General features: G+C 52.9%; 12 protein-coding genes. 9 read left to right on the forward strand and 3 right to left on the reverse strand.

Annotation, left to right across the window (positions count from 1 at the left end):
- The first annotated feature begins 174 nt into the window (after positions 1 to 174).
- From EGT51_RS03060 to EGT51_RS03080, 5 genes are all read left to right on the forward strand, one after another.
- Positions 175 to 2,364: a MucBP domain-containing protein gene (locus EGT51_RS03060; protein ID WP_167850129.1), complete on the forward strand. Its 2,190-nt coding sequence runs from the start codon at positions 175 to 177 to the stop codon at positions 2,362 to 2,364.
- Positions 2,365 to 2,550: 186 nt separating this feature from the next.
- The gene (locus EGT51_RS03065) at positions 2,551 to 4,728 is read left to right on the forward strand and encodes a MucBP domain-containing protein (protein WP_135367337.1); all 2,178 of its coding nucleotides are present in this window, start codon (positions 2,551 to 2,553) and stop codon (positions 4,726 to 4,728) included.
- A 187-nt stretch (positions 4,729 to 4,915) separates the two neighbouring features.
- The gene (locus EGT51_RS03070) at positions 4,916 to 6,973 is read left to right on the forward strand and encodes a MucBP domain-containing protein (RefSeq protein ID WP_135367338.1); all 2,058 of its coding nucleotides are present in this window, start codon (positions 4,916 to 4,918) and stop codon (positions 6,971 to 6,973) included.
- A gap of 417 nt (positions 6,974 to 7,390) precedes the next feature.
- Positions 7,391 to 9,604 carry a KxYKxGKxW signal peptide domain-containing protein gene (locus EGT51_RS03075; RefSeq protein WP_135367339.1) on the forward strand — a complete coding sequence of 738 codons (2,214 nt, stop codon included), beginning with the start codon at positions 7,391 to 7,393 and terminating at the stop codon, positions 9,602 to 9,604.
- A 215-nt stretch (positions 9,605 to 9,819) separates the two neighbouring features.
- Positions 9,820 to 11,922: a collagen-binding domain-containing protein gene (locus EGT51_RS03080; protein ID WP_135367340.1), complete on the forward strand. Its 2,103-nt coding sequence runs from the start codon at positions 9,820 to 9,822 to the stop codon at positions 11,920 to 11,922.
- Positions 11,923 to 12,081: 159 nt separating this feature from the next.
- Here EGT51_RS03080 and EGT51_RS03085 read toward each other — a convergent pair whose 3' ends face one another.
- On the reverse strand, positions 12,082 to 12,822 hold the full coding sequence (locus EGT51_RS03085; RefSeq protein WP_167850130.1) for a sulfite exporter TauE/SafE family protein: 741 nt from the start codon (positions 12,820 to 12,822) through the stop codon (positions 12,082 to 12,084).
- 127 nt (positions 12,823 to 12,949) lie between these two features.
- Here EGT51_RS03085 and EGT51_RS03090 point away from each other — a divergent pair, with 127 nt between their 5' ends.
- Positions 12,950 to 13,678 carry an SDR family oxidoreductase gene (locus tag EGT51_RS03090; protein ID WP_135367342.1) on the forward strand — a complete coding sequence of 243 codons (729 nt, stop codon included), beginning with the start codon at positions 12,950 to 12,952 and terminating at the stop codon, positions 13,676 to 13,678.
- A 256-nt stretch (positions 13,679 to 13,934) separates the two neighbouring features.
- Here the strand turns inward: EGT51_RS03090 and EGT51_RS03095 are convergent, their stop codons facing one another.
- Positions 13,935 to 14,699: a glucose 1-dehydrogenase gene (locus tag EGT51_RS03095; protein ID WP_135367343.1), complete on the reverse strand. Its 765-nt coding sequence runs from the start codon at positions 14,697 to 14,699 to the stop codon at positions 13,935 to 13,937.
- Positions 14,700 to 14,870: 171 nt separating this feature from the next.
- Between EGT51_RS03095 and EGT51_RS03100 the strand changes: the two genes are divergently transcribed.
- From EGT51_RS03100 to EGT51_RS03110, 3 genes are all read left to right on the forward strand, one after another.
- Positions 14,871 to 15,734 (forward strand): SDR family oxidoreductase, encoded by an 864-nt coding sequence (locus tag EGT51_RS03100; protein ID WP_135367344.1) that lies wholly within the window; start codon positions 14,871 to 14,873, stop codon positions 15,732 to 15,734.
- 44 nt (positions 15,735 to 15,778) lie between these two features.
- Entirely contained in the window at positions 15,779 to 16,225 is a 447-nt protein-coding gene (locus EGT51_RS03105; RefSeq protein WP_135367345.1) for an Rrf2 family transcriptional regulator, read from the forward strand.
- A gap of 168 nt (positions 16,226 to 16,393) precedes the next feature.
- Positions 16,394 to 17,209 (forward strand): CAP domain-containing protein, encoded by an 816-nt coding sequence (locus EGT51_RS03110; RefSeq protein ID WP_135367346.1) that lies wholly within the window; start codon positions 16,394 to 16,396, stop codon positions 17,207 to 17,209.
- Positions 17,210 to 17,447: 238 nt separating this feature from the next.
- Here EGT51_RS03110 and EGT51_RS03115 read toward each other — a convergent pair whose 3' ends face one another.
- Positions 17,448 to 17,738 carry a hypothetical protein gene (locus EGT51_RS03115; protein WP_135367347.1) on the reverse strand — a complete coding sequence of 97 codons (291 nt, stop codon included), beginning with the start codon at positions 17,736 to 17,738 and terminating at the stop codon, positions 17,448 to 17,450.
- Between the last annotated feature and the right edge of the window lie 220 nt (positions 17,739 to 17,958).

A 17,958-nucleotide genomic window follows, 5' to 3' on the forward strand; every position in this document is an offset into this window, starting at 1 on the left:
TAGTCTATTTTTGTGCAATTAATTACTTAATGTTAATGGTTTAAACTATGCTAGCTTTTCGCCCGATAATCGGTTATAATAGGACTTAGTTAGGGATTGCCAATAACACACTAATAGCCAATTTCGTAACACTAAGGTGCTGGCTGAGCGATCAGCAGAATGAGGAGGATTATTGTGCGACGGACAGTTGCGTCAAAACGACAGATGGAAATGATGAAGCGGGGACGGACCTGGGCGTTCGCCAGTCTGTTCACCGCGACGTTGGCGATGGGAGCGGGGCACGTGACGGCGCAGGCCGACGAAACCACCCCGGAAAACGCCCCGACCGCGGCGACGGGAACCGCTAGTCAGACAGATTCGGCAGTTACGTTGTCTGCAGGGACTCAGAAAACGACGACGGCAGTGGCGGATACGGATGAGACGACTAATTTGCATGAAGATGAAAGCGATAACATAAATGATGTTGTAACGGATGCAGAAACGACTGCGGCGGCTGAACCAGCTGAGCCGGCACAAGCGGCGGTGACGACCGACACTACAGTAACGGACGTCACCGCAGTTGAAGACGCTGATTTGGCCACGCCTGAGGTAGAGACCCCGGTGCCCATCAGCGCGCCAACCGACCAGCCAAGCGCTAAACCAGTCACTCAGACCGGGGCCGCACCGCAACTCAAGGCGGTGAAACTGGTGAAGGCCCAGGTGGCCAAACCGGCGACCGTGAAGTTGGCTCATCAGCAGAAGGCGGCCACGATTGATGAGTGGATGCCCAACACCACGCTCCAACAGGCCGTCTTGCAGGCCTTACGTGCACAGAATCCAGGGCAAAGCTGGGCGAGCGCCGCCGACATTACGCAAGCAGACATGGCTCTGCTGAAGACGCTCTCGATACGAACCGGCGCGGGCACCTATATTGATGGCAAGACGGACTTTAAGCTGGATGGACTGGAATTTGCCACGAACTTGACCAGCTTTTATGCTGGCGGCAACTTGGGCGGTGAACCGGGGGCTTACTACGGAGATATTGCCGACGTAACACCGCTGGCCGGTTTGGAAAAGCTGACGACCTTGGATTTGCAACATAACCGTATTACGAATGTGGCGCCGCTAGCTGGCTTGAAGAATCTCCAGACGCTATATTTGGCATTTAACCGGATCCAGGATTTCTCCGTGCTGAAGGGAAACAGTTATCAAAAATTTCATGCGGGCTCCCAAGCGGTCGTCTTAGACCCAGTCAAGGTCAGTGCTACCAAACGTTCCGCGCACCTGAAGGTCCAATTTATCACGATCGACGGTAACGTCATTCAGCTGGAACCGGTGGCGGTGCGGGTTGCCGATCCCGTCTTTTTCAACAGTAGTGGCTTCACTTACCGTTTCTACTTCACTGGGGGCACTGGCGTGAGTGACGGTCAGGGCGGATTGAACTATACGGCACTCAAGGACCAGATCCCGGGCATCACCGAATATCCCGGGGTGACGGTCGATGTGCAGGAAAACAATTATTTTATGACCGGGAAGGCCGAGGGCAACGACTCGTACGGCAGCTATATGTTCGTGGCCATGCAGGGGTATGACATTACTGAAGAGGCCGCGGCGGTCACGGTCAAGCATCAGGATGAAAGTGGCAAAACGCTGGCCGCCGACGTGGTTCTGCCAACGGGTATGATTGGCGAGGACTACCAGACGTCGCCAGTGACCATCAGCGGGTACAAGCTGAAAGCCACGCCGGATAACGCCACTGGGAAATATGGCACGGATCCCATCACGGTGATTTACGTGTATGAAAAAGATGGTGGGGGGACCGTGACGCCACCTGTGGTCACACCGACCGAAGATGTGACGATGACGATTTACTACCAGCTGGCCGATGGAACCGACCTGGCGCCAAGCCAAACGGTTAGTGGTCAGCCCGGAACGGCGTACACCACGAGCCCGCTGGCGATTGACGGTTACACGCTGGTCACGACGCCGGCCAATGCCACGGGCGTCTTTGGCGACAGTGATGGCCGCATCGTGTACGTTTACGAAAAGACGGACGACGAGACGACTGGAGGCGACGGCGACCAAGTGATCGACGGTGGCGATGGGGATGAAATCACTGATGGTGGGGATGACGTGACAATGGATGGCCCTACCGGCTCGGTGACAACGGCCGATGGTGGCGCCGGTGATACCGTGAGTGGCCGGCCCATCCAGACGGGTCAGGGCACAACCACTAGTCCCGCCGCGACGCCAGCGAAGACCAACGCACCAGCGACGACCTTGCCGCAGACTGACGAACGCCAGACATCAGCTTGGTGGGGCGTGGCCCTGCTGGCAGTGACCGCGGTCGGCGGCTGGCTTGGTAAGCGCCGGCGGACGAAGTAATTGTGAACGATATGGGGCAGGGCAAGGGTCCTGTCCTTTTTTGTGTGGTTAGCATAAATATAATTATAATTATAAATAATTAATGTTATAGTAGTTTTATAAAGAAGCTTGTTGTATACTAAAAAGTGATGAAGTGATTAGAAATTCGTCGACACTAGGCTATTTCATATCAGGGGGGATTGGATTTTGCACGTCCAACGACAACGTTATCGAAAATATTTTGAAGCTAATACGGATAAATACGGGGTTATCGTACTAATATCGCTGGTGAGCCTGGGGTGGCAACTGAAAACGGCGATCCCGGCCGCGGCGGACCAGACACCGATGCCTGCCAGTCAGCAACAACCAGCAGCGGCAGTGGAGAAGGCAAGTGACGAACCGGCCGGGGATGACGACGGGGATGATGCGGCAGATGGGGGCGCAATCAATGCAACTGAGGCGCTTGATGAGGCTACTGTGACCACCAAGAAAGCAACAAGCGCTGTGACCCCGGATAACACAGTCGATGCAGTGGCGATTGCGCGAACGGTGGCTCAGGCGACTTTGCCCAAGAGCCAGGGACCAGTGCCAACTAGCCGACGAACTACGCGCATGACTGCTGTGCCGACGGCCGCGGAGCCAGTCAGTGCCGACACCGCGGCGGATACCACGAGTGAACCAGCGTCCGCAACGCCAGGCCCCTACCAATTTCCAGTGGCGAGCTATACGAATGAAACAATTGATCAGTGGATGCCGAACCGAATCTTGCAGCGCGCCGTTTGGTTAGCGCTACGGGATACGTCCCAAACAGATGGGAAGACCTGGGCCACGCAGCGGGAAATTACCCAGCAGGATATGCGGCGGTTGCAGCGTTTGTACGTCACGGGAAATGCCGAGTCGCATGGTATTAGTAGTTACATCGATGGCAAAACGGAATTTTCGCTCAAAGGGTTGGCTTACGCCGTGAATCTTGAAACATTATCGTTGGGTGGTGGACACATTCAAAATGAACCGTTCCAAGTGTACGGTGACGTGGTCGACATTTCGCCGCTGGCCTATCTACCTAAGCTAGAATATGCAGCCTTAGATAACAACCGAATTGCCGACATTTCACCACTGCGGCATCTGCAGCAGTTGGACCGGTTATATTTAACGTTTAATCGTATCGCTGACTTTAGTCCGTTGATGGGCCATGAATTCCGCCAACTGACAGTGACTAGGCAACTGGTGACGTTGCCTGCGATTGCGGTAGATGCCCAGACGCGAAGGGCGCAAATGGCGTCACCTTACATACAGCCGAATGGTCCCTGGGCAGTGGCGGGATTGGGAACGACGCTTGCAAATTATCTGCGACAAAATATTTCATTTCAACTGACCGAGACGGGGCATCTTTGGAATTTCGTTGAGTACCACACCATGCCGGATACTGATATCGATTTGGGCGAGACTGATGATGATTGGGGCACCCTGTATTTTAAAAATATTCCGGATCAGTTGCCAGGTGATCATGGCGGTCTAGAGGATAATCAGGCCCATCATCAGATTGCCTTACCTGATTATTATTACCTGATGGGGGAGGCTTATCCGGATACGGATGAGTTTAAGACGACCGACGGGGATATCGAATGGTACGTGGTTCAGCCCTACACCATTATCCAGAAAGCTGGGGCAGTCACGGTCCATTATCAGGATCAGACGGGACAAACGCTGGCGCCAGACCGAACGTTGCCGCAGGGAAATGTCGGGGACGCTTATGATACCAGTCAGTTGGTTGCGGCCATTAAGGGATACACGCTGACGACGCCACCGGATAATGCGGCAGGGAAGTACACTGCCAACCCCATCTCGGTGACCTATGTTTACCGGAAAAATCCAGTGAAACCAGATACGACGCGGCCACCAGTTCCTGGGGTGACACCGCCCGTAGAAGTGATACCACCAACGTCAGTGGTACCACCGACGACGGAACCGATCTTTCCAGGATCGCCAGTACCAGTGACGCCGCCAACGGTGACTGGGCCAACTGATGTGAACCAGCCGCCAGTCACGGTGGCGCCCACGTCTGAGATGCCGTCGGCCGGTACGGAGAGTGCGGTGACGCCAACGATGCCAGTCACGCATGCCGAGATTGGGGACCTGCTGACGAAGACGCCACAAAGGCCAAGAAGAAAAGCAATTCCGGGTCACGGAACAGCCTTACAACAAGCGGTTGCGCATCCTAAAGTAGGGGGACATCGGAAATTGACGCCACGGCAACCAACCTTACCACAGACCGATGAACGACGGGCCTGGGCTTGGTGGGGGATGGCTTTATTGCTGATAACGGTGGTTAACGGTTGGCTAGGTAAGCGGTGGTGGATGAGATTGTTGAAAAAACAAAAATAGTAAGTTGGACAGGGCTGAGGTTCTGTCCTTTTTGTATTTTATAATTATTTAATTACCACGATAAATAATTAATATTATAGTAGCTTTCTGACTTATTTTGTCGTATACTAGTGCTTAACTCGTTAGTGGTCTAGGCGACTGAACGGGGGATTCAGCTGGGGATGAGCAGAAAGTGGGGGATCTTTAAGTGAGTAAGGGACAACGAAAAAGTAGACAGTTATTGACAGATAACGCTGATAAAAGTGTGATAATTTCAACAATGGTACTGATGAGCGTTGGTTGGCAGTTGGGAATGACCACGCCGGCCTCAGCGGACCAGCAAGACGAACCGGCAGCTGGTCAGACGCAGGTACTAGATGATGAAGCGAGCAAGCCGAAAATTGGTCCAACTTCTGATCGAGATACGACGACAACTGATGACGAGAAAGATGAGACTGGCGGCGCGCAGGCACAGCTGACAACGGCGCTTACACCCGATACCAAGGCAGACCAGCCTGCGATTGCCCGGGCGGCGGAACAGGTGACGACACCACCCGTGGCGGCCGGAGAACAGCCGGATCAAGTGGGTGCTTTGACGGATGAGTCGGCTGTGGCCGTTGTGCCGACGGGTATTCCAGTATCAACTGAACCTGCTCCTGACCAGTCAGTTCCAGTTATGGCTTATGATGATCGAACGATTGATGAGTGGATGCCGAATCCGAGATTGCAAAAGGCAATTTTACGGACGCTACAGATAGGAGATAGAGATCAAGTAGATTCTCATCCAGATAGAACCTGGAAAAAAGTCACTGATATTACGCAACAGGACATGAGCCTGCTACGTGATGTGAGTATAATCGGGAGTTATCATTCGGATGGAATAAGTACCTATATTGATGGGAAAACCGAATTTTCGCTGAAAGGGTTAGAATACGCCAAAAACATGGATAGAATTGCATTAGGCGGAGGGGGATGGAATCACCCCTATCATCTACATGGCGATATAACTGATATTTCTCCACTGGCCTATATGCCTAATCTGAAATCTGCACTGCTATCGTATAATCGTATCGAAGATGTCTCGCCGCTGCAGCATTTAAGTCAATTGACGAAATTGCATTTGGCCTACAACCACATTTTAGATTTCAGGCCGATAAATAGCGGTTATAGTGAAACTTATCTGGCAAGTCAATATGCTGTGTTGCCTCCAGTTAAAGTGAATTCTAAAATCAGAAGCTATCATATGCAGTCGTCGTTTTGGCTGCCCACCGGTGAAAAAGCGAGATTATCGCCGATTTTTGAAAAACTTTATCAGGATATTAATTCCGATACGCGGAGCTATGTAACCTATCATACATTGACGCAAAAAGATATCACTGAAAATAATGCAGGAAAAGACTTGATATTCAAAAATATTCCAGACCAACAGTCAGGAGAAATAGGAAATCTTGAAGAAACTCAGTTACCACTATCGGATTATTATTATTTGGTGGCTGAAGTAAACGCATTGAGAAGAGAAGTCGAAAAAGGTACAGATAACGATAATGACGATTGGGTTGAGTGGTACGTCATCCAACCCTACACCATCGGCCAGACAGCCGGTCCCATCACCGTTCACTATCAAGACCAATCCGGAAAGACCATAGCACCTGACCAAAAACTTGCCCAGGGCTTTGTGGACGATGACTACAATGCTGAAGAGCTAGCGATAAAAATTAAGGGATACACGTTGCAAACGCCATTGCCTGAAAATGCCAAAGGTAAATACACCGCTGATCCGATTACGATTAAGTTCGTTTACCAGCAAGACCAGTCTAAGCCGACGCCCTCCAAGCCGCCAGTTGCTGGGGTGACGCCACCAGTGGCACCGGGGGTTGTCCCTCCAGCGACACCGGATCCGAAGCCAACTGTACCGATGCCTGTGACGCCATCAACGGTGACTAAACCGACCGAACCGGATCAATCAGCCACGCCAACGGCTACGGTTGAGCCAGCATCATCAACGTCAACTGCGTATCAGGCGGGGGCGGCCAGTGTGGTAGCGCCCGTGACACCCGTTAATCACGCCGGGGTCAGTGACGCGATAGCCGCGACGCCTGCACCGCAGTTACCACGCCGACTGGCGAGCTTTGATTTCCAGTCGTCGTCGCAACGACCGCTCTTACCGCGAACTGGTCAGCACAAGAACCAACTGGTCTGGTATGGCGGCTGGGGACTTCTACTGGGCGTGGTGGGCCTTGTCTGGCGACACCGCAAACGTGAATAGACCTAATGAAGCATGCCAGAGACTTGGTGTGCTTTTTTGCTTGTCGAAATATGTCTAAGTTAATTCAGATAACAAATATAGGGTTAACGATTAGTCTAACGAAAGCGCTATCGAAACGGATTAGACAATTTACGTAATTCGCTGAATTTATTGGGGAAATTGGCCTTGATTTTAGCGGTGACTAACTAGGTAAAACCTTTAATGAAACACCAACTAGTAGCCGTCAAAAGAAATATTTTTCGAGAAAACAAGTAATTTGGGTAATTAGTTTTATCACCTGACAATTAAGCTTGATTTTCTTGCGAAACGGGATACAATAAGGGTGTAGAAAAGATTACCCACATTAACAAATGTGTAACGTAAAAATGAATGACTAGGGCGAGTGCAGCACATAAACTTCATTAGGGGGAAGTTATCATGCGGAATGAATTAGGGACAATGAAAGAGCACTACAAGAGCTACAAGGCAGGCAAACGCTGGGTTTTCGCATGCATCACGGTGATGAGTTTAGGTCTAGGACTCGTTGGTGCGGGCACCACGGCTCAAGCCGATGATGCGTCAGGTAATGACGCTTCGTCCAGCAATGTCCAACCAGCAAGCAATTTGCAAGATAAGCAACAGGTCTTAAAGACAACAACGTCTTCAACGACCAAAGAAAGCGATGTTCAAAACAGTGCTGACAATGACGTCGATTCCGACAATCTCGCCAACGATACGAGCAACGACGCCGCCAACAGTGATCAAGAAAAGGACAACACTGGCGCACCGCAATCGGATGCTGATGTGAATGCTAGTTCAGACAAGGATAATGTTAACGACGAACCGGCACCACAAGCCCCCGTCGATGACCAGTCAGGACAAGCTGATGATGTTGTCGACGACACACCAGACACGGTCAAGGATGAAAGTCCTGAGAGCAATGTGGCTGGCAATACGGATAACACCACTGATAAGATCGATGAAACCGGTGACACTGACAAAATGGCGGTTAGCGACCTGAATACATCAGCTACTTACGGTCCAGCGCGGCTCGCTCGGACTAATCTAATGAAGACTGCCACTTCCAGCATTGACGGTGTGGATGCATCAGTTTGGATGCCGGATGCCAATTTGCGAGCCGCAGTTGAATATGATATCAACCGGTGGAATCAGGAGGGGGATGTCACGGTTACTGATGCTAACCTTTCTGAAAATTTGGCTCGTCTGAATTCCTTGACCATTAGCAATGCAGCTGGCATGCCAACGAGTCTGGAAGGGTTACAGTACTTTACCCGATTGGGAACGCTTGAAGTAAATGGTGACTTACCGGCCGCTGGTTGGATTGACTTCTCGTTTGCTAAGAATTTGAGCATTGTCTACATCACTGACAGCGCGCTGAATGGCGTCGATTTTCCAACTTTCTTTAAGCAAACCTTTGGTAACAACCCAGAACTGATGATTTTAAGCATCACGCATTCTGGCATGACCGGTAATCTGCCAGACATCACAAATTATCACAACCTGCAAAACTTTACCGTGACGAATGCCAACTTGACGGGGACTTTAGCGGATCTCGGAAGTTCCACCAGTCTGAAGACGTTGATGCTGGGTTACAACCAGCTGACCGGTAATTTAAGCGGCATTGACAACTTTCCTAATTTGGCGTCATTGTACGCGGCGGATAATAATCTGTCCGGCGATTTGACCGACATGAGTCATTACACGGGAACGTTATATTTGCCAGACAACCACTTAACTTCTGGGGTACAAAATCAAAAAGGCTATGCCCAAGGGCTCTCCAGCATGGACTTCCAAACGGTCACCGGTCCAACCTACACGTTGACGTCCAAGAATCGTGAAATTGATCCGGTGGCTGGTGTCATCGCTGGGGTTCAAGATGCAACGGGGGCCATTGCCACGGACGACCCGATGATCGTTTACAATCCGGGGACTGCTGGCGAATACTTTAAGATCGTTACCACCAGTAATGGCGGGTTCAAGTTGCAGGCCATCGGGGATGTGCCGGACGGCGATTACACGCTGACGGTCATCAACAAGAAGACCTATCAATACGGCGTCAACCTGACTTTCACCGTTAAGAATGGTGAGGACCCCGCTGACCCAGACACGACTGATCCGGATACTAAGGATCCCGACACCGACACCACCAACCCTGGCGGCACGACCACGCCAGACACCACTAACCCGGACACGACGCCAACCACGCCGGAAACTACGACGCCAGATACGCCGGTCACTGGTGGCGACGCGGATGAAATCATTGCGCCAACCACGGATGATTCGGCCACGCCGTTAACTGGCGGGGATGGTGCCACCATCGATACTACGACGCCAACTGCCCAAACCACGAACCAATCAGCCGGTCAAGCCGACCGCGTGGTTAAGAACACGACTAAGCGAAACGGTCAGCCGGTCAGTCTAGTAGCCAAGAACAGTGCCCGTGTTGTGCGGGGCACTAAGGCACCGGTGGCTCACCAACCAGCCACCGCGAACCGCCTGGCTGCCAAGCGGACTGCGACCCCAACGACGTTACCACAAACCAACGAGCAGAATAGCGCTGAGCTGATTGCTGCCGGCGTAGCAGTTGCCTTAGCAACGTTAGGGATGGGCGTGAAGGTCCGTCGTCACTAATTGAAAAAATGGATTCATCGCGAGTGGTCCAACGAAAATTTTCGTTGCGGCCACTCTTTTTTTGCCCATTTCTATCCAATTTCATCAATGTGGTGAACTACCGGACAACTAAGCAATTTTTGTTTAAAATAATTAGCGAATTGTGTTGATTGTTGCCGCCGGGAGGACGAAAATAGGGGTGGAGTCTTATTGGGAAAGGTAGGGATTAAATCAATATGGAAACGAAACGGACGCACTTTAAAATGTACAAGAGTGGCCGTCGCTGGGTCTTCGCCTGTGCTGTGCTTTTAGTCACGCTGGGTGCCGGGACCACGGTGATCGCCAACGCCGATGTTGCTGGGACTAGCTCTAGCAGCAGTTCAGTGGTCAGCGGGGAAAGCGGCAGTAGTGCAAGTAGCAGTAGTGAAAGTAGCGCTACCAGCTCGTCTGCAAGCGACCCTTCAGCCACGTCTGCCACTAGTTCTAGTGAAAGCAGTGAATCATCAAGCCAATCTAGTGACTCTAGTGAATCGTCAATCGATAAGTCGAACACGGCTGACTCAGATGTCCAGTCTAGTAACGCGAAGAAGACGACCAGCGTCAAGGCGGCTGCATCGGTCAATAAGAAGTCACTGACGACACCGAAGTCCTTGAAGGTCGACCACAGTTTGAAGCAGTCCATCAAGCAAACGGTGAAACAGGCGACCGCACCAAAACGGTATGACCACGCCAGCTTAAGCCAAATCGCTAAGGCCGCAGCCAATTCGTCGAAAGTCCAATCCATCAGCAACTTACTACATAAGCTCGCCGGCACCAACGCGACGGCTGCCGCGGTGACGCCTTATGCTGACACCGGGATTCAAGCCGGCGGTAGCGTTTACGATGATTACCCAGACCTGGACAACATCTTAGGTGTCTCCTCCGTCTTCCACATTTTTGCGCGGGAGGCCGAATTGAACGCCCACACCAACGGGAACATTGCCGTGCAAAACCTGATTGGGAACGTCAACTTTGGGACCAATATCATTGAAGAATTGTTGGACAAGGATATTTCGTACATCCAAAATGTCACCAATATTGCCAACAGTTCCTTCGTTTCCGGTGGGGACACGCGGAGCAACAAGGTCGTCTTCGGGGAAGGCATTACGATCGACATCAGCAATCCCAACCGGCCGATGATCAACGGCGAATACATTGACCACCTGCTGGCCAGTGAAGTTTACCAAGACCAAAATGGCCAAACCTACATTGATTTCGACGCCGAATTTGCGAAACTGAAGGCCCTAAATGAATCGTTGGCCAACCAGTCCAGCAATGCGACGTTTAGTAACAGTGATTTTGACGACCAGAACAACCGGGTCATCGACATCACGAACATGACGCCTAACGAAAACAACCAGATCGTCATCAACCTGACGCCGGACGTATTGAACAGCGATACGCCGCTGACCATCTACGGCCTGTCACCAGACGCTGACGGGACCACGGTCATCATCAACGTGGATACCGGTGGCAACGACGACTACAACGTGAACTCCCAGATCAAGGTCTTCTACAGCGATGGGACCGAACGGAACAACCACGAAACGGAAGACTTTGGGGACAACCATTTGCTGTGGAACTTCTACAACAGCCAGGCCAGTGACAAGCAATACACCGGGACGCTGGACTTTAAGAAGGCCTTCCAAGGCAGTATCTTGGCGCCATCCGCTGACGTGATTGCCGATGCCAACATCGACGGCAACATCATTGCCGACAGAGTGGTGGTCAACGCGGAAACTCACCGTTGGGACCTGCAAGACAACAAGGACAATGAAGAAGACGTCGACGATGAAGAGAATGATTTTGAAATTCCCGTCCACCCCGGCATCGAAGTTCCTGGCATCCCCACGTATCCAGAAGAACCTGACACTGAAAATCCGGACACGGAAACGCCAGGGACCGAGGAACCGAATGTCGTTGATCCCGACACCGAAGAGGATAACGGTGGCGAAGAGGACTTGACCTACGAACACGAGCACCCCGACTACTCCGAGGCAGAAGCCGAAGACTTTGAAGACGATTTGATCAACTTTGAAGAAAACGGTGATGTTGCTGGCGAAGAGGCCTTGTTGAACAAGGTCGACGCCGCCATCGCTGCGGCCCGGGCCAAGGGGGATACCGAATTGGTTGCCCAACTCGAATCCGTCCGCAACAACATCTTGCGCGCCTTAGGTCTGAGCGACGGCCTGCCACAAACCGGTGAGGCCAATGAAAACTGGCTGAGCGCGGTCGGCTTCGTCTTGGCCGGCACCTTGCTGGCGACCGGCGTGGCGGTTGACCGGAAGCGGCGGTATTAATCCTCTACTAGTACTAACGAAATCCAATCGCGATTTGTAACCCCCTAATTGGTGGAAAAACTGAACGATTGCTGTCAAACGTTGGTTTAGCAACGTTTTAACTATAAAAAATGACCTTGACTCATCACGTTCACGCGGTGGGTCAAGGTCATTTTGGGATTAAAAGAGCATGCGCACGCCCATGAAAATCAGCAGGACGCCCATGAACGGCTTGAGGTAATAGTTGAGTTTGGCCGGATCCACGTGCATCAACAGTCTTGGCGCACACAACGCGCCCAGGACAGCACCGATCATCAGCCAGATGCCGACTTGCCAATCGATATTGTTGGCCGACAGGTGAAAGAGCAGGCCCACCAGCGACGTTCCGACCAGCACGTAAGAGGAGGTCGCCGCGGCAGGCAACATGTCCAGCCCCAAGACCAACAGCCCCGCGATGATGGGACCGCCGCCACTCAGGCCCGCGACGCCGACCATGATTCCGCTCAACATGCCGTAGATGGCAGCCTGAGCACTTTGATGGCGGGGTGCCTTGGCTTTGGTCATGATGAAGCGTTTGATCAGCACCTGCACGCCGAGTCCCGCCAAAATGAGGGCGACGATCCAGGTGTAGATGTCGTTGGGGATGTACGGCGCCAACAGCGCACCCACCACCGTGGCGGGGATAGCCGTCAGCAGCATTTGGTTGCCGACCTTAAAGTGAATCTGGCCGGTGCGGTAATGGCCGTAGGCACCCACCACCAACGACGGAAACGCCGTGAACAGCGACGTGGACGCGGCGACCGCGGGCGCCAACCCGAAGACGCTGGTCAACAGGCCCAGGTAAATGGCCGCACCGCCGCCACCAGTTGAGAGGACTAACAGTCCCACTAGAAATCCAATTATCAGAAAAACTGCCCACATCATTTACCCAATCGTCTCCTTATCGACTTATCCTGTTAACTAGTGTAACGATAACGGAATGGGTCGTCAATTTGTGACCATTGTTGTATGATGGCTGGTAAAGACCAAAGAATGGTAGGTGCGTAAAATGAAGTTGACACAACAGCGAATTTTAATTGTCGGAGGCACATCGGGATTTGGCGAAACGGTCGCCGGCCAGGCCTTACAGGCGGGGGCGAGTGTGCACGTGATTGGCCACAGCCAGGCCCACGTGGATGCCGCGTTGACGCGACTCCAGTTGTCAGGAACGGACGCAACGGGCACCGCGCTCGATGCGCAGGACCCGCACCAGCTGGCGGTCTTCTTTGCGTGCCAGCCCAAATTTGACCACGTCTTGTCCTTTTTAGGCGGGGCCATGGGCGGTGGCTTTTTGGACAACGATGTGGCTACCATTCGCCAGGCCATCGAGGATAAATTCTTCGCCAACCTCCAACTGGCCAAGGCGGCGGTCGGGCATTTAAACGAACACGGTTCGCTGATTTTCACTTCCGGCGCGGGCGGCCATCCGGATGACGCATCCGGGGCCATCATCGGCAATCAGGCCATCAATACCATGGTGGCGGGCTTAGCGGTCGAATTGGCGCCAGACTTCCGGGTCAACGCGGTCGCACCAACCTGGACGCCAACAGGCTTGTGGCGCCAGTTAAGCGCCGAGCAAGTGGCCCAGCAGGCACAGGATTTTGCGCAGGGCGTGCCGTTGAAACGCGTGGCAACTAAAGCGGAAGTCGCTTCGGCCTATCTGTACCTGATGGAAAATGATTTCGTCACCGGGCAGGTGCTCCACGTGGATGGCGGCGTGGACCTGGGCGTGCGGTAGTGGGGAAGAGTCTGAGATGTGGTCTCAGGCTTTTTTGTTTGGCGCAGTTGGGGAGCTTTTTTGTGGGATTCTGTTGGTTCGGTGCGTTCGAGATATTTTCGCCATTTTATCCTGGTCCTGGCGGCTTCCGAAACGTGCAAAAACGGGCAGGTCCCTGCGCTTAGTAAAAATAAGACCTCCTGCCCGGCGATGCCGAACAGAAGGTCTTATTCTCACTAATGCTCAGGACCTAAGCGCCCGTTTTTGCACTCTTATCTTAATAACTAGTCCACCCGCCATCAACCGGCACAACCGTTCCGTTTACGTAACTGGCTGCGTCCGAGCAGAGGAATAGGGCCGTTTGGGCGATTTCGTCGCCGGTTCCTGGTTCTGGGGACAGTGGCATGCCGACGCTTTGACGTTCCATGCCTTCCTTGTCGATCCCTTTCATAGATTCGGCAATGTTGGTCTTGATGCCACCCGGTGCGATGGCGTTGGTCCGGATGCCCATGTTTTCATACATGTACGCCGTGTTCTTGGTCAAGCCGACCACCGCGTGCTTGGAAGCCGTGTAAGCCGCACCGGCGCGGCCACCACCGATACCGCCCACGGAGGCGATATTTAAGATGACGCCAGATTTTTGTTTGGTAAAGAGCTTCAAGGCCTCCCGCGTTGCCAGCATCACGCTGGTCGTGTTGACCGTCATCACGCGGTCCCACAACTCGTTGGTCAGCGTGCCGACCGGCGCCATGTTATCCATGATACCGGCGTTGTTGACTAAGATATCCAGGTGACCAAAGCTATCGACGGCCTTTTGAACCATGGCGACCACATCGGCCTCCTTGGTAACGTTGGTGACCGCGGCGACGGCATCATTGCCAGCGTCGGTGATGGCCTTAACCACTTCGTTGAGACGGTCTTCGTTGATATCGGCGGCCACGATTTTGGCGCCTTCCTTGGCAAATAATTCCGCCATGGATTTCCCCATGCCGGAGCCGGCACCCGTGATAATGGCCACTTTTCCTGCTAATTGTTGACCCACGTCACTCACTCCTTAGTGAAAATGTTTTAGGCTTAATTACCTAATCCTTATTATATTCTTTTACTTAACAGAAAGCGCTTAATATGCTGGGGAATGAGTCAAAATGTTTGTAAGTGGTCGTCATTCATGTAACGATAAAAGTAACATCAAAAAGTAAAGGAGTTTTGCCAAATGAAATACGTGATTACCGGTGCGACCGGTCATTTGGGTAGCCAAATCGTCGACCAACTGGCGCAGCGCGTGTCCGCAACTGAAATCACCCTCGGGGTCCACACTCCAGCCAAGGCCCAGGCGTTTGCCCAGCGGGGGATGGCCGTTTTGCCGCTGGATTATCGCGAGGCCGATAGCCTGGTGGCTAGCCTGCGAGATGCCGACGTGGTCATTTACGTGCCCAGCAAGAGTCATGACAGCTTCAGCCGGGTCACGGAGTTTGAAAATGTGATTGCGGCCGCGCAAACGGCGCAAGTCCACCACTTGATCGTCATGGGCTTCATCGCTGACCAGGCCAATAATCCGTTTGACCTGTCGGCGTTCTACGGCTATGTGCCGCGGCGCTTGGCGGCATCGGGGTTGTCGTACACCATTTTGCGCAACGCTCTGTACGCCGATCCGCTGGTGCCGTATCTGCCCGAGTTGGTCGACCGCCACAACGTCATCTATCCGGTGGGAGACGCGTCGTTGAGCTTCATCAGCCTGGCCGACAGCGCGGCCGCCTTTGCGCAGGTCGCCGTCACGCCGCGGCTGTGGACCCGTCCCGTTTATACGCTGACGCAGGAACGTTCCTACACCATGCCAGCGCTGGCCCAGGTGCTCAGCCAAGTCTCCGGAGAAGCCATCGGTTACGCGCCGGTCACGTTGGCCCAATTTGCCACGATGTATGACCAGGGGCACGAGGGCCACATGCTGGCGTCGATGTACGCCGGCGGGGCCAAGGGCCTACTGGCCACGGTCACGGACGATTATCGGCAAATCATGGGCCACCCCGCCCAATCGCTGCCGGACTTTTTGACGGCAGCCCTTGCAGCCAAAAGTTAAGCGGGTATAATGGTTCGATGAATACTGGTGAAGGGGGTCTGTTTGTGCGTTACTCGCATAAATTAAGTGATGCGGTTCATATTTTGGCGTACATTGCCATTTGTCATGATGGTGATCTGTCGAGCACGGCGATTGCGGCCAGCGTGGAATCCAATCCCGCGCTGGTGCGACGCCTGATGGGCGCGTTGCGGCGGGCGGGCCTGTTGGCGACGCAGCAAGGGTCGGCAACGCCCAAGTTAGCGCGGCAGCCGGCAGCCATCTCCCTCTTTGACATTTACCAAGCGGTCGAAGGCACCGGCAACCTGTTGCACGTCGACGACAAGACCAATCCGCACTGCATCGTGGGTGGCAACATTCAGGATACCTTACGGGCGGCCTACGCCGAGGTCCAAACGGCGGCCGAAGCGCAAATGAAAACCATCACGCTGGCCCGGTTGATCGGCGACATTTTGACGCGGGAACGCGCGAAACGGGGACCAGCCGCAGACTGAGTGAGTCGTGTTTGTGAGGGTCGCCAAATGGCTTGCAGCAAGTTAAATTAAAAGTTACCGGACGCTGACGTATCCGGTGAGGTTGTTTTGCAAAAGCCACTCATGGAGAGTGGCTTTTTTGTACGGACGGTATATAATTAAGCAAGTAAAGAAGGAGGTATTCAGTTGATGAGTTTGAAGAAGCGCTTTATGGGCTTGTTGGTTGTAGCTTTGGCGGTAGGCGGGATGACGACAGGTGCTGTGCCAGCATCGGCGAAGACGACGGTCAAGGTTCTAAAAACGACCAAAGTTCATGCCAAGGCTTATCATGCGAAGAAGGGAAAGATTTACCGGAACGCTAAATTGACCAAGGTTGTACATAATGCTAAAAACTATCCGCACACGACGTTTATGGTGACCAAGCATGCAACGATTCGCAAGGCCAATCACAAAAAGGCCGTTTACTACTACATCGGTCGCGGAAAGGCGAAAGGCTGGATCTGGCACGGGTATTTGACTGCTGGTAAAGCGGCGAAGAAGTCAACGACAACAACCAGTAAAAAGGCGGCTAAATTTGTGGCAGAGAAGCAGTCGCAAAGCTTCTTGGCGGTCGTTAATCAGGAACGGGCTAAATTGGGCACGGCCCCGTTAACGCTAAATGATCAGCTGACCAACTTGGCCAACCAACGCGCCAAGGATGATGGGGCAATCAACGGTCTGTCACACACGGATGCCCAGGGCCAATTATTTTTTGAAAAGGAAGCGCCCAGCTTTGGTGTGACCGGAGAATCCATGTGGTCCGAGTGCTTGTATCTTAGTGGCTATACGGACTTGGACTTTGACTTTGGCAAAGACGCGGCGGACCAGTACTTGTATCATGATGCCGATTCTGATTGGGGACACCGGAAGAATTTGATTGATCCAGATGCCACCCAAATTGGCATTGGCTGGTACGTTAAAACAGCCACCAAGACGGTCTACAATGCGATTGATCAGACCAACTAAGTCGGCAATCGACGCGACTGATTGGGATCACAGGAAGTACTTATTAGGATTTTAATACAAACCAAAGCCCCTGACCGGCGCAATCTACTGGTCAGGGGCTTTGGCGTCTTTAGGTTGAGAGGAATTTCGCAAACGGCCAGTCATTTTGAGGGGAGGGGTGGCCGTTAAAAAATAGACAAGGGATGAAGGGGTAGTCATGCAGCGCAGGGGTTAGGCGCTCAGCGGACTAAGCGGTTACTTATTTGAGTTGGCCGTCATGATGCTGCTGGTCGAGATTCAGGGCACTGGCATCGACCGCCGTTTGCACCTGACTGGAGATTTGCGTCGTCGTGACGTGCTTGTGGAGTTTAATGGTTGTAGGCCGAATTTCCGGTTGCGCTTGTTTCTTTAAGGTCACGGTTGGTTGCGCTACGGCTGGTGCCGGCGTCGTGGTCGTCGCGGCCGAAGCCCCAGCGGACGTTGCCAGTAAGGTCGTCACCGTCATCGCACCCAGCATTACTTTCGTCATCATCGTTTTTAAATTAGTCATGGTCACCACTCCTCAAATTGTTTGGCGTTTTGCTTTCGATATATTAGTTATACCATCTGCTAGCGCGAAGAGCTTGAACGCACGCTAAAGGTTGCCTGTGAATTTCTTATGTTTGACTTAGGAAACGTTGAGAATGCCGCTAGGACGGCGATAATGGCCACCGCGTTCTGCCTACCGTGGCGCTAAAATTGCGGAAACCAGTGCCTGCGGCTGCCAGGGG

The sequence above is a fragment of the Levilactobacillus suantsaiihabitans genome (assembly GCF_004745505.1).
GTDB lineage: Bacteria > Bacillota > Bacilli > Lactobacillales > Lactobacillaceae > Levilactobacillus > Levilactobacillus suantsaiihabitans.